This window comes from Chitinophaga sp. 180180018-3 (assembly GCF_037893185.1).
In the GTDB taxonomy this organism is placed as follows: Bacteria; Bacteroidota; Bacteroidia; order Chitinophagales; family Chitinophagaceae; genus Chitinophaga.
In genome coordinates, this window is sequence record NZ_CP140772.1 from 3,670,995 (window position 1) to 3,684,734 (window position 13,740).

General features: G+C 47.0%; 12 protein-coding genes. 5 read left to right on the forward strand and 7 right to left on the reverse strand.

Annotated elements, in window-relative coordinates; all coding sequences use genetic code 11:
- Nucleotides 1-261: 261 nt before the first annotated feature.
- Entirely contained in the window at nt 262-1,056 is a 795-nt protein-coding gene (locus tag UNH61_RS14495; protein ID WP_326992668.1) for a hypothetical protein, read from the reverse strand.
- A gap of 86 nt (nt 1,057-1,142) precedes the next feature.
- A complete protein-coding gene (locus tag UNH61_RS14500) occupies nt 1,143-1,985 on the reverse strand; it encodes a helix-turn-helix domain-containing protein (RefSeq protein ID WP_326992669.1) in 843 nt (280 codons plus the stop codon).
- Nucleotides 1,986-2,455: 470 nt separating this feature from the next.
- On the opposite strand from UNH61_RS14500, the gene UNH61_RS14505 reads away from it, so the two are divergent.
- A complete protein-coding gene (locus tag UNH61_RS14505) occupies nt 2,456-3,916 on the forward strand; it encodes an RICIN domain-containing protein (RefSeq protein WP_326992670.1) in 1,461 nt (486 codons plus the stop codon).
- 82 nt (nt 3,917-3,998) lie between these two features.
- Here UNH61_RS14505 and UNH61_RS14510 read toward each other — a convergent pair whose 3' ends face one another.
- Nucleotides 3,999-4,802, reverse strand: a complete 804-nt coding sequence (locus tag UNH61_RS14510; RefSeq protein ID WP_326992671.1) for a DUF1080 domain-containing protein — start codon at nt 4,800-4,802, stop codon at nt 3,999-4,001.
- A 258-nt stretch (nt 4,803-5,060) separates the two neighbouring features.
- Between UNH61_RS14510 and UNH61_RS14515 the strand changes: the two genes are divergently transcribed.
- Nucleotides 5,061-5,987 (forward strand): hypothetical protein, encoded by a 927-nt coding sequence (locus UNH61_RS14515; RefSeq protein ID WP_326992672.1) that lies wholly within the window; start codon nt 5,061-5,063, stop codon nt 5,985-5,987.
- Between the two features lie 70 nt (nt 5,988-6,057).
- On the opposite strand, the gene UNH61_RS14520 is transcribed toward UNH61_RS14515, so the two are convergent.
- Complete coding sequence (locus UNH61_RS14520) at nt 6,058-7,515, reverse strand: aminoacyl-histidine dipeptidase (protein ID WP_326992673.1); 1,458 nt, start codon at nt 7,513-7,515, stop codon at nt 6,058-6,060.
- A 67-nt stretch (nt 7,516-7,582) separates the two neighbouring features.
- Between UNH61_RS14520 and UNH61_RS14525 the strand changes: the two genes are divergently transcribed.
- Both UNH61_RS14525 and UNH61_RS14530 read left to right on the forward strand, forming a co-directional pair.
- Nucleotides 7,583-8,707 carry an ankyrin repeat domain-containing protein gene (locus tag UNH61_RS14525; protein WP_326992674.1) on the forward strand — a complete coding sequence of 375 codons (1,125 nt, stop codon included), beginning with the start codon at nt 7,583-7,585 and terminating at the stop codon, nt 8,705-8,707.
- Nucleotides 8,708-8,798: 91 nt separating this feature from the next.
- Complete coding sequence (locus UNH61_RS14530) at nt 8,799-9,326, forward strand: class I SAM-dependent methyltransferase (protein ID WP_326992675.1); 528 nt, start codon at nt 8,799-8,801, stop codon at nt 9,324-9,326.
- A gap of 9 nt (nt 9,327-9,335) precedes the next feature.
- Here the strand turns inward: UNH61_RS14530 and UNH61_RS14535 are convergent, their stop codons facing one another.
- Nucleotides 9,336-9,782, reverse strand: a complete 447-nt coding sequence (locus UNH61_RS14535; protein WP_326992676.1) for an SgcJ/EcaC family oxidoreductase — start codon at nt 9,780-9,782, stop codon at nt 9,336-9,338.
- A gap of 314 nt (nt 9,783-10,096) precedes the next feature.
- Here UNH61_RS14535 and UNH61_RS14540 point away from each other — a divergent pair, with 314 nt between their 5' ends.
- Nucleotides 10,097-10,573 (forward strand): group II truncated hemoglobin, encoded by a 477-nt coding sequence (locus UNH61_RS14540; protein WP_326992677.1) that lies wholly within the window; start codon nt 10,097-10,099, stop codon nt 10,571-10,573.
- A gap of 7 nt (nt 10,574-10,580) precedes the next feature.
- Here the strand turns inward: UNH61_RS14540 and UNH61_RS14545 are convergent, their stop codons facing one another.
- Both UNH61_RS14545 and UNH61_RS14550 read right to left on the reverse strand, forming a co-directional pair.
- Entirely contained in the window at nt 10,581-12,188 is a 1,608-nt protein-coding gene (locus UNH61_RS14545) for a glycoside hydrolase family 31 protein (protein WP_326992678.1), read from the reverse strand.
- A gap of 183 nt (nt 12,189-12,371) precedes the next feature.
- Nucleotides 12,372-13,736, reverse strand: coding sequence for a glycoside hydrolase family 27 protein (locus UNH61_RS14550; RefSeq protein WP_326992679.1), 1,365 nt, complete (start codon nt 13,734-13,736; stop codon nt 12,372-12,374).
- Nucleotides 13,737-13,740: the final 4 nt, after the last annotated feature.

The window sequence follows — 13,740 nt, forward strand, 5'->3', positions numbered from 1 at the left end:
ATTGAAAAATTCTCATTTGCTGCACATTTTTTCTCATTTGGTGTGGATTGTTTGATAAAAAAATTCATCAACTTTGAATTGTTAAGCGTTGGATGTTACAGGAGTATACGGTCAATCATTATTTCCCATTAAAGAGGAAGCCAACGTAAACAAGAGGAGAAAAAGCGTTGGACCAGGACCATTAGAGGAATACTTCAACTTCAGGTATACACCCAAAGAATAATTCGATTTTCAGCATTTACGATGCGGATAAACCAGCGCTTACTTACAACTTCCATAAGAGAAGTCATATACATTCGGACTACCACCTTTACCAGTAGACATCGCCACTGCTGCTACCCTTCCGGCTTTATCATAAGTATAAGATAAACTACGGGTAGTAATAATTTTCCGGTCGTCCATTTTCGGGACGTGGAATGTTTGCGTCATCACATAACTGGTTAACAAATGCGTATTGGTCATAGGAATAAACTGCCAGGGCATCCGCGCAAAAGCGGTCATGGGTCCTCCGCCTGATAGTACTTCCAACTTGCTGACATCAAAGCTGGGGATCAGTGTCGCTTCCGCGGTTACACCGTTTTCTTCTAAACTTTTGGATGTCCATTTTATAAGAGTCAGGTCGCCGCTGTTGTTATAGATGTAATCACAAAGCTGGATACTGTTGGGGGCATAGTTGTCGTACCTGACGATTTTCCCTTCCTTATTAATCGTTACTTTATGTGTTGTTCCTGTTTCGAAATCTTTAGTATCATTCATCGTAATAATAAAACCGCCAGTCCCGTTCCCGGAGACATTTACCTGCAACAGGCCACCAACGGGCAACTGCAGACCATTTAAAGTGCTCAACGGTACTGAACCGGCCATATCTTTCTGGCTGCTGATACCAGTTATAGCGTTTAACTTCGCTGTTTTATCGTAGTCGAGAACAACAGTGGCGCCGCTTCTTCCGGCTTTGTGAGAGGAAATCGTTACCTGGCAAACCTGGCTGTATACGGCATCTGATAGCAGGATATTAAAAAAGAACAGCCAGCCGTAATATTTTGTACAATTCTTCACTATTGATGAGATGATTATCATCCCACAATAATGGCGAATACCTGTGGCATGGAATAGTAAAAAAACGCAATTCTCCGCAACAAAGGTTAAAGATCGGGGGCTCCCAGCACGGTAATATCTTCCCGGAGCGTTGGCATTTGTTTGAGGAAAGTATTGGGCGTTTCGCCGGCAAAAGCTTTAAAATCTTTAATAAAATGCATTTGGTCGTAATACCCGCAGGCATGGGCGATGGATGTCCATCGTTCCGCAGGCATGGCCATCTTCAGGGCCAGGGCGTGGTTAAAACGGATAATACGGGAATACAGTTTGGGCGAAAGTCCCACCTGCCGGGAAAATTTATTTTCAAAGCTCCGAAAGCTCATATTCGCCTGGTTGGCAAGCCATTCCATGTTGACAAGTCCTTTTCCGCCAATAATATGGTTCACTACTTTATCAATGCGGCAGTCGCCGATGCCGGGATTCTTCCACAGGCAGGACAACAGGAACCGATCTGTAAACTCCTTTAATTCATGCAAGGTTCCTGCTTCCTGGAGCTGTTCCTGCAGCAATGCCAGCGGTGAGCCCAGCACGGCATCTCCTTCAAGCAATTCGTTTGTCATTGCCTGTACTTCCGTACCGAATATCCTATGAAATCCTCCGGCCTTAAATTCGATCCCGAATAGCTGATACCCGCCGCTAAAGGACAAGTGCCCTGCATAGCCGGTTTGCATACCCAATAGCTGTCTTTCCCGTGTATTCACTGCCGTTACCCGTCCTCCTGCAACAAAATAAACCGGGTCAGCACTCAGCCAAAAAGAAAGGAATATGCCCGGGGCAGCGGGAAGTGCTTTACACATTTCCTCACCATTTGTATCAAATTGCCGAAGGTTGTAACAGCGGATATGGTTCCGTAAAGCGGCAGCGGGGATTAGTTCAGTGGTTTGTACCATAGTTTTTTATGAGCACCACTTTAAATATACATATTTTACCTGCAAGTCTGATCCGGCATATCATTTTACCTGCAATGAGTATCTGTCATAATGCTGCATTTGAAAGTGGGGCATATGCCAGTTAAGCTATACGCCTGCTCTCAGACCTTCGCCCAATATTAAATTTAACGCCATTTTAAAACCTAATTTTGTTTTTTATGCTAAAACGTTTAACTTAATATTCAAATCGAGAGCATAGTTTCATTCCGAAGATTAATAACTCGTTAGCCTGATAGTATTTCAATAGCATTGTTTGTGTTTTCAACATCGGAATGACTCACCGGAAGAAGCGACTGGCAGCGCTTCCTGGAAGGAGCTTACCACAATTATTGTCAACTGATCAGCAATGAGTACCCGTTATCACGACTAACGGGGACGTTATACCCTTGTCATCACTTATCATTATTACTATACTTTAAAACTATCCACTTATGATTTACAGAAAACAGTTAACCTGGTTGGGAGTTATCATGACGGTGACTACCCTGCTGACCAGCTGCACAAAAACATTGCAAAACGCAGGTCCCGATCAGATTACCGGGACTAAGAGTATGGCCGCCCAGTTGACCGCTGGTTCCAGCAGTCTTATTACTTACAAGAACAGCCCTCACCACATATTTGTAGGCTTCCTGGTGGGCGATGGTGCTGATAGTCCGGATGCCTATAATCCTGCAAATTCGCCTGACAGTGTTGACTTCCTCGAATTTTTTGCCGGCAATGATCCCAACAGGGCCGACTGGCGCGCGGCACAGGCGAAAGGAACAAGGATTGTAGTCTGCCACTTTTTATCCGATGCCTGGTTCGATGGTTCTTCCAAAGATCCCGCAACGCCCAATTCAACAGCAACAATTCCTAATTCCGGCAGCACCTACGATCACTGGGCGCAGGCTATGTACAACAAACATATTGTAGCCGACTCGCTGGATGGAATAGATCTGGATATAGAATCTGGGACCATCGGAGGTCAGGTATCCGCTGCCAGTGTTCCTAACCTGTTAGCATCGGTAGCGAAATACTTCGGGCCTAATTCTACCTCCGCTCCTACCCTGAGCATGGGAAAAAAGCCGGTGTTCTTTTATGATACCGACGGATCCGCTGACAACAACACTTATATAGGCACGAAAAGTAATTATGACTATGTGTTATTCCAGGCATATGTGAATGGTAATCATTACTGGAGTGGCAGCGGTACGCAGGATTTTGGTCCATTGATAAGCGGGTATGGAGCCGACAAACTCATTTACCTGGTGAATGGCGACGACTTTAGCACAAGTATGACGGATGCCCCCACTGTATCTTTATTAAGTTACGCCCAGTGGGTAGTCCAGAACAATGGCATCGGCGTAGGTGCATACCGGATGAGCCGCGATTATCTTCATACGCCTCATTTTGCCGCATCAAGACAGGCGATACAAATCATGAATCCCGCCAATGCCGGCGGTGGTATTGTTTCCGGCGGCACCTACAAGATTATCTCAGCTGTGAACAATAGCAGTTTGCTCGATGTAACCGGGGGTGGTACAACAGATGGTACGCTTGTGGAACTATGGAGCAATAACACTCCTACCTCCACTAATCAGGAATGGGTGCTAACAAGCCTGGGCAGTGGATATTATAAACTACAACCTGCCAACGCCGCCGCTATGGCTATGGATGTCAGTAACTCAGGTACCGCTGATGGAACACAGGTACAGATTTATACCAGCAACAATACCAACGCGCAGAAATGGCTGATCTCTCCGGTAGCAAACGGATATTACACGCTCAGTCCTGCATGTGCTCCGGGTTCCAGACTGGATGTAAATGCGCAGGGAACTGCTAATGGCACCAAGATACAAATCTGGACAGCAAACAATACGGTAGCACAGAACTGGAAATTAGTACAACAATAAAAAAATTACGGACCAAAGCGAGTGATTTTAATGAAGATATATCACTCGCCTGGTCCGTAATTCGTCATTGTATTCCTGATGCTTAATTCTCCAGATTCAGAATTTCTATTTTCCTGAAGTCCACCGGCTGGCCTTCGCTTTGCAGGGCTATATAACCTTTCGATAACAATTTGCCATCTATTTTAATGGCGGGATCATAGTTATTTACAACACCACCGCCAATCTGAGGCTTGGAGTACTGCAGAACAGTATCGCCATTGATGATATGAGTGACGAGGGAATCGCCGAGTACGATGAGCTCACCTTTTACCCATTGATCGCCGTCGTAAGTTTTTGAGCTGGATTGAATACAATGATCGGGTTCCAGCCGGCCTTTGTAAACAACGTTTGTACCAGGGGAACACATGTTTCCGGTAGGACGGGGTTTGCCATCGCCGAGGCCACCGAGCAGCTGCATCTCCACGGAAATGGGCCAGTCCTGCTCTTTAGGCATGGTATGTGGATCCTGGGAATGAAACATCACGCCACTGTTCAGCAGCGTGTATTCGGGAGCGGTAGGCTCCCATTTGCCCACGAAGCGGTATTCGAACTTCAGGTGATAGTGGGAATAAGGTTGTTTGTAATAGAGATGTCCGAACTGCTCATTGAATTTGCCGCCGTATTGGTCGTACCGCACTTTGATGATGCTGTCTTCCACCCGGAAAGTATTCCCGAAATTATCGCCCACATCATGATGATGAATCTTCACGATCCAGTCGTTGATATCCTTGCCATTAAACAGCGATACCCATTGCTGCTGGTGCCGGGGTGCCTCCCCGCAAGCTGAGAAAAGAACCGCAGCAAGTACAGTCTTGAAAAGTTTGTTCACTTTGAAATAGTTTTTCATAACGCAGAGAATTAACCGGCTACAAAATAGGTTTTTAAGATTAAGATCAAAAGGATTTATATCAGAACCATCACCTATTATCCCTGATATTTTTCGAGCCAGGAAAATTACACTACGCCTGAGCCGGCTCCTTTTCCGTAAAGGATTTCTTATTTTAGATGCTGACCATTAACTGATACAGTATAACCATATCAACACCTGATAAGCACACCTATATGTTTTAACACCATATCCATTATTAACTTAAACCACATCAAAATGAAAAACCTATCTATTGTAGTTTTGCTGACCCTCGTGTCGCTAACCGCATGCGTAAAGGATCCTTCCTCCAACAATCCTCCGGGTGGCAATGAAAAAAAATATCCGGTAAGCCTGTCGGTAAATGCATGGGCACAGTCGCACGGCGACATGTACGCCCGCAAGCTTTCAACGGAGTCTGTTTTCGCCAGAGAAATCGACAGTTTACGCGGAAAGATCGGCTACCTGTTGTATCGTGTATGGGACGCCAACACGCAGAAAGGCATCAGGAGCATTTACCAGGATATCCGGCGTGATACCGGTTTCGGTCATATCCTCGATACATTGCCGGCAGGAAGATATATTATTACCCTGCTTGCCTCGAGAGATTCCGTATTCCCGGCAACCGCTACGCTGGCGTTCCGTGATCAGAACGGAGCCACGGATATATTTTACAAAAAAATGGAACTCAGTGTAACCGGTCCCGTTAGTCAGGCGGCCAACCTCGACAGAGTTATTTCTAAAGTGCACGTTACTATAAAAGACAGAATTCCTTACGATGCATCTAAATTCAGCTTCAGTTATGGTTATGAAACAATGTCAGCACATTTTGATATATTAATGGGCCAGGCAACCAATGGCAGCATGATGCCCTGGTACGATACCAAAACAATCCCCATCCCGGATTCACTGAAGGGGACCAGTAATTTTCAATTTGATGTCTACCAATTGAATAACGGTACTGTTACCACAACTATTGATATTGGATGTTTAGACTCAACTGGCAAAGGAATAGCCGCAAAGGGCATACAAAGTGTAATACTTAACCGGAACCAGGTTACTTACCTGAGTGGTAATCTGTTCACTAATTATCCCGGAGGAAGCGATGGCGTCTCCGTAGGTGTAAACGACCAATGGATAAAGGATAGCGTAAAAGTAAATTTCTGACGGTCAACTCAGTGATTGAAAATACCAGCAGGGCTTCCGGTTGGTGTTCCGGAAGCCGCTGGTATAAATATTACTTTACAGGTATTTCCCGAAGTATATGCAACAGATAATTATAGAAGCGCTCTACAGATGATATCTGCACGGTTTCATCAGGTGAATGGGCGCCATGAATAGTGGGGCCAAATGAGATCATATCCAGTTTGCCATTGAAGTGTGCACCCAGTATACCACATTCCAATCCGGCATGTACCGCACCTACTTTAGGTGTATGCGGGAAATGATCCTTGTAAAGCGCCAGCATTTGTTTCAGGATAGCGGAATCCGCGTCGGGCTTCCAGCCGGGGTATTCACCGCTTTGTTCTACCTCACAGCCCATATTTTCGAATGCCGCACTCACTGCATTGGCTACATCTTCTTTGGTAGAATCAACACTGCTGCGCTGCAGGGATTGCGTAATAAAGGATCCCTCTTTTACCACTACCTTCGCCAGATTAGTAGATGCTTCCACGAGTCCGGGTATATCCGGGCTCATTCTGAAAACGCCATTGGGCGCGGCATAAACAGCCCTCAGCATTTTCCGGAAGAACGAAGCTTCCATCACCAGCGCAGGATTTGCGGCGGGCTTGCATTCCATTTTGAATCCGGGTTCAATACTTTTGTACTCCTCTCTCATCACTTCTCCAAACGATTTTACGAAAGCCGTAAACGCAGGTGCTTCCGACGCGGAAACCGCCAGCAATGCGGTGGATTCGCGGGGAATGGCGTTGCGCAAACTTCCACCTTCAAGACTTGCAAGCTGAATACCAAATGCGTCGCTGGCCTTAAACAGAAAGCGGTTCATCAGTTTATTTGCATTTGCCCTGCCCTTATTAATATCCATACCAGAATGGCCTCCCATCAATCCTCTGACAGTTATAGCAAACGAAACAATATCAGCCGCAGGAGCTACCTGATTGTAAGTAGCGCTGGTATTGGTATCCAGACCGCCGGCGCATCCTATGGTCAGCTCCTCTTCTTCCTCGGTATCGAGGTTCAACAGTATGGTACCGGTAAATTGAGAGGCATCCAGCTGCTTGGCGCCGGTCATCCCGGTTTCTTCGTCGATGGTGAACATGGCTTCCAGTTGTGGATGCACAGCTGCTTTATCGGCCAGTATCGACATAATTGTGGCCACCCCGATACCATTGTCGGCGCCCAGCGTAGTGCCGCGGGCTTTTACCCAATCGCCATCTACATACATATCAATACCCTGTGTATCGAAATCGAAAACGGAATCGCTGTTTTTCTGATGAACCATGTCGAGATGCGATTGCAGGATCACCGTTTGCCGGTTTTCCATACCGGGAGAAGCGGGTTTGCGTATCATCACATTTCCTACGGCGTCCCTATGGGTTTCCAGGCCCAGGCTTTTACCGAAATCTTCTATGAAGGCAATTACCCTCGCTTCCTTTTTAGACGCCCTGGGAATGGCATTCAGTCGCGAGAAATTCTCCCATAAGTGTTTTGGTCGTAGATCTTTTAGTTCCATTCGTTTTACAAGTTATAGGCCGAAGGTAATTTTTTTAATGTATTTTGAACTGTAATAATCCAACCCTATGTCTTTTTTTAAGAAAATATTCGGAAGAAAAAAAACACCGGTAGCTACCGGTCAAGAGCCTGTGCCTGAGCCAATATGGATTCAGGCCGACAGTAATCCATGGAAAGTTCAGGTGCTGGATATACGCCCGGTCACTGATGGAATGCTATCGTTCTCAAAGGAAAAGGAGCACGCGGAAAATGCCATGTCTTACAGTGATGAAGATGGCTCTTCTTTCGAAGGCATACTTCCGGCTGAAGCCAGAAGCTTTGATATCAATATCCGTTTCAACACAGCCGGTATATTACCTGACGGCGTGATGTTTCTACCTACTGCCATGGAAGATAAGTGGGCGATTTTTTTGCACCGCGATAAGATCATTTTTGTACGCAGCTGGCTCCGGGATGTTTTCGCGATAGCAGATGTGGTGAAAGAACCCGATAATTTATACATCACTCGTATCACTGGTAGTTTCCCGGAAGATATGCAGCTGGATGATGTCACGGCTATGCTGCGTTTTCTGCTTATTTCCCATGTGATCGGCGAAACCTGTCCGGCTCCTGTGTCCCGGGAAATGGCGGAACATCCTATCCAGGCGGCCAATACAGCATTCTCTCTTTATGGCCGGCATGCCACTATAGCTGTTTTCAGCGCTTACCAGGCACAAACCAATACACCGTTGCGCACAAATACGCTCCTGCATATAGCAACAGCCCGGGGAGATATTGATGGTATCCGCCAACAACTGGCTGCAGGAATTCCTGTGGATTGCCCGGGTACTGATGGTATGGCGCCGATGTACTGGGCGCTGGTGCAGAACAATACCGACGTATTCCGGGAATTGCTGCTAAATGGGGCCGATATAGACACGAGGACCGGCGAAGGCAGCACTCCCCTGATGCATGCAGTACAACGCAAAAATGCCGGGCATGTAGCGTACCTGATAGCGTCAGGCGCGAATATAAATGCCATGGATAACCGGGGCTTTACCGCACTGCATAGGGCAGCCGAAATGGGATTGGTAAACATCGTCAGGCTACTGTTGGAAAAAGGAGCTGATAAAAATATTGTGGCACAGGGTGAAACAGCCATGTCACTCGCTGCTAAACGTAACGAAGAAGAAGTACAGCAACTTTTAAATTAATTTCGGAAGATATATAACGCAGCCGTTTACACGCTGATTACGTTCTATTTAGCGTATATTCTATACCTTTACCGGTATAAAGCATATCCGTATGCAATTGCAGGAAGCTATTTCACTGATAACATATGAGCAGCCGGCCAATGCAGCGCCACAGACCTGGGCGGACCTTGGTTGCGGCAGCGGACTGTTTACATACGCGCTGGCCCACCAGTTGCCGGTACACAGTACCGTATATGCCATTGATAAAACCAAATCGGTACTGGAGGCACATCCTAATCCCCGGCATGTAACCATACACCAGCAGCACCTGGATTTTGCAAAAAATGAGTTACACCTGCAGGACCTGGATGGTATCTTAATGGCTAATTCCCTGCACTATGTGGATCATAAAGTAAGACTAATCAACCGGCTTAAAGCAGCACTCAAAGAAAACGGTATCTTCCTGATTGTGGAATATGAAAGCCGCGCTGCCAATCCCTGGGTGCCCTACCCGGTTACAGAAGCCGCACTTAAAGATATGTTCAGGGAAGCCGGGTTTAACGATTTCCTGCACCTGGGTCAGCGGCCGTCTGTTTTTGGCGCCGGTGACATGTATGCAATGATTGCCCGGCAAAAATGACGCTGATAACTACTTCTTCCCTATTCTCATTAGCCAGCGCGCAAATGCACCTATTTTCCTCACACGACAGTTATGAAAAGAAGTCATTAACCAACGGCCGTCTGGTTGCTTTTCCCACACTGTAGTATTGATCGACTGGCGGCTTTGCGGAGCCTGTTTCTGCCAGCGGAAACGAATGGCGCCATGTGCAATTACTATAGCCACGTTGTTGTCCAGGAACCTGATGTCGTCGATGGAGCCTTCCAGATGGGCGCCCCGGAACATAAAATTATCCATCAGCTCTTCATGCACCTGTATATATTCATTTCTTCCTCTCAATAACATACCATTAAAGGTAACGTACGTGCAGTCGGGAGTCAGGTAATCAGCGGCAGCCCTGAAGTCCAGTGTTTCAAAAGCGCTGCAGACAGCGTTGTTTGCCTCGCGGATAGCGTTGGATGCAAGTTGTGTATTCATATTTGAATAATATGTACACAAAGCTAAAAAGCCCCGAAGCGGCGAGGAATATCAGTTAGGCTTATCGCCCGTTTTTATCGGTAAATGCCTTGCCTGCGCCGGTGAATATCATTTGTATAAATGCTGATCCTGTATGTAATCGATCCCGTGTTTTTTCAGATAGTCGATTCCCCAGCTACTAACAAATTCGTAAAGGGGCCCAAGCGATTTTCCATCTTCCGACAAAAAATATTCTACTCTGTAAGGTTTTTCTGACAACACCTCTTTTGCAACCAGGGAGTCATTTTCTCTATTGATTTTATTAACTTAGAAAAATGACAACAGGCAAAAACATTCCATCATTGTATGAATGGGCCGGCGGAATGCCGGTATTTGAAAAACTTACAGACGAGTTCTACAAGAAAGTGGTTCCCGATGAGCTGCTGGGCCCGGTATTCAAACATATGAGCAAGGAACATCAGCTGCATGTGGCACATTTTATTGCAGAAGTTTTTGGAGGTCCGAAGACCTACAGCAGTAGCGAAGGCTCTCATTTCGCGATGATTCAGAAGCACCTGGGCAAACATCTGACAGAGCAGCATAGGAAAAGATGGGTGGAATTGCTGCTGGAAACAGCGGATGAACTACAGCTACCGGATGATCCTGAATTCCGTTCCGCTTTTGTGGCGTATATTGAATGGGGTACCAGAATTGCAGTGATCAATTCGCAGGATGGCGTAGTGAATGCTGATCCGGAACAACCAATGCCCAAATGGGGCTGGGGAGAACCGGGAGGACCGTATGTTCCGTAGAGAATTCCTAATTCGGAATTTCTTTTCGGAACACCAATATTTCATCCAATGGTACATCAAATGTTTGCTTCGATGGACCTTTGATCAGCCGGCCTTTGTACCTCCATTTCCCTTTTGGGAAAACCACGCTGCGTTTATTGTCCGGTGTTACTACAGGAGCTACCATCAGCTCATCACCCAACAGGAACTGATCTTTTACTGTATCATAACCCTGACCGGGATAATCGAACTCCAATGGTTTTACAGCAGGCATACCAGTGCGTGCAGCGTCGCTTACTGCTTTCAGGATATAGGGCAGATACTCCTCCCTGATGGTAACTGCTTTCCTGACTGCCTGCTGGTCGGCATCATCGAGCACTCTCCAGGGAGCAGCAGAAAACTGCATCATAGGCATCAGGGCATGGCATTGCGCCGAGCGTACAAACAGCCGCTGATCTACTTTCGTTTTCTCGTTGAAAGAACCGGACTGTCCTCCGCCGATCATATCCGGACAGGTGAAGGTATATCCCAGCAGCTGTTGTGCAATGGTACCCGGAATCAACCGTTGCAGATCACTCCAGGTATGTTCCTTGTCTGAAAGGCGCTGTACCAGCGGCTGTCCGCCCATCTTCCACATGGCCCTGTATTCGTTGAGGGCGTATTTTAATCCAACGGTTGCCCAAAGGCGGCAATGCTCGGTTGGCAATACATTTTTATATGCCGTCAGGCCGGGATGATCGTAGAAATAAGGATCCCCAGCGTCGAATTTGAAACCATCCACCTGATATTCCTGTTGCAGTAAATCGTAACGCTGCCGGAGCCACTGCATGGCATCAGGATTCGTCAGATCGAGGCAGGCACTGAACCCATCCCACCATTGAATGATGTATGGTTTGGAAAGATGTTCCCATGCCTGCTGATTTTTACCTTCATTATCGAGCAGCAGGTATTTATTTCCCAGCAGTACCTGGTACATTTTGCTATCGGGAGCGATGAAAGGGCAGGTCCACAACATTACTTTGAAGCCCATAGCATGTAAGCTATCCATCATCCGTCGGGGCTCGGGGAAAGTGTTGCGGTCGAAGTCAAAGGCACCATGATAGGCTTCCCATCGGTTATCGATCATCAATACTCCGGGGGGATAATGATGTGCGAGCAGTTTCCGGGCATAGGCCATGACCTTGTCCTGCGTAGGATTATCGAGCAGCTCTATCCAAAGGTTGTATTGCGGGGCTTTCAGCAGGAGGCTGTCCGGCCATTTTCCGGAAGAAGGAAAGAAAGCAGTTGAGCTGTGCCGGTATGCCGATGCCAGGGAATTGCCGGCTGCTCCGGATTTCACCTCTCCCGAGGCGTGGGTGATTACCACACTGTCATTCCTGAAATGATAGGCAAAAGGCTGTTCGCTCCATATCCATCTTCCACGGTTGGAAATCAGCAGGCCGGCGCTTTGATTGTTAGAGACATCTCCATTGAGATCGAAACTAAATGAGTCGTGGCCATAAGGCGCCTTAGCGGCGTATTCAACGGCTCCACCCCACCAGGATTCACCGGGCAAACACTTCCAGGCCGATTGTGCATCTGCTGAAAAACTGCTGGCAAGGAGCGTACCCGCCAGAACACCTATACTGATTCTCATCTTGCTATAATTTTCAATGTTCACTTAAACGCTAAAGTAATCAAGAAAAAAGAGAATCAGCGGGTTATTTTTCCGGCAGATTTACCGGAGAAACAGATGCGCCAGGCAAATGATTGGCTTCAATGCTCATTGCGACTGGTTTCTCCGGTAAACAGGTGTGCTAACGGCAACGATTATACGATATTACCTTGCAGGAACTACTTTATACAAACCTGCGCCGTGAGGCCCGATGGCAGGTGCAAATTCACCGGAGAACCGGCCTACCGTTTTGTTTGTCCAGAGATCGATGATCCGGCACTGGCCGCTGATCCCCAGTTCTGATAGTGTAACCGCCACCGGGCTGGCTTGTTCCTGCAGATTAAACAATGCCAGGTAATGTGCTGTAGTGCCAGGCTCATCTGCGGTCCATGCGGCTTTATCCGGCTTGTTGAAAAGCGGCCGGTTGTTTGTACTGTAGTTCAGTACTTTCAAGACTTCTTTGTTGGTAAGCAACTGTAATGTAAATGAATCGTTATCCGGCAGGTTTCCTCCGAACATCAGCGGCGATCTGAAAATCGCCCAGAGGGTCATGAGTGTATATTGTTCGTTGCGTGTAAAGCGGGTCATCCTGGGATCGCCTCTTTCTGCCCGGATACCAATACGCCCGAGTGGCAGCATGTCGCCATCGGGATATGCCCCGAAGGCTCTCCACTTATTCCATCTTTCAAATACATCAAAATGCGCTTTCAAAGGCTCCCAGCTATCCCAGAAATCATCGACGGTACGCCACATATTCGCATGCTGCTGAACATGACCGGCATGCGCCAGGGGCGTTTCTCCGGGGGAAGTACTCAGCACGATCTTTCTGCCACACCCATCAATAGCCCGGCGGATCATTTCAATTTCCTGATCGAAATAAATAGGCGCCGACAAATCATCCACCTTAACAAAATCCAGTCCCCAGGATGCATACAACTCAAACAACGAATTATAATATTCCTGAGCGCCTGGTTTGCCGGGTACAATAGTATACATATCGTGCAGCCATTTACATTGATCAGCGGGAGAATAAATATCCGCTGCCTTTACATCTGTTCCTTTAACCGGCGTATTCTTTTTTACAGCAGCAACGGGGATCCCACGCATGATGTGGATACCAAATTTCAATCCTTTAGCATGCAGATAGTCGGCCAATGGCTTGAACCCCTTGCCGCCGGCCGCAGAAGGGAAGCGGTTCTCCGCAGGTAAAAATCTCCCGTAATCATCCATGTTACAGGCAGGATTATCTTCATTATAACCATGCGCTTTATCGTTGGCCACATACCAACGGATATCTACTACAATATAATTCCATCCATAAGGCTTCATGTAACGGGCCATGTAATCGGCGTTGGCTTTTACTTCCGCTTCTGTTACCGTAGGGCCGAAACAATCCCAGCTGTTCCATCCCATGGGAGGTGTGGGGGCCCAGCTGTGAAAATCATTCTTCTGCCCAAATGCGGTGCCGGATAGCAGGAAAAAAGGCAGTAGCAATAAGAGGATACCTGTTCGTTGTTTAAAATCTTTCATATTT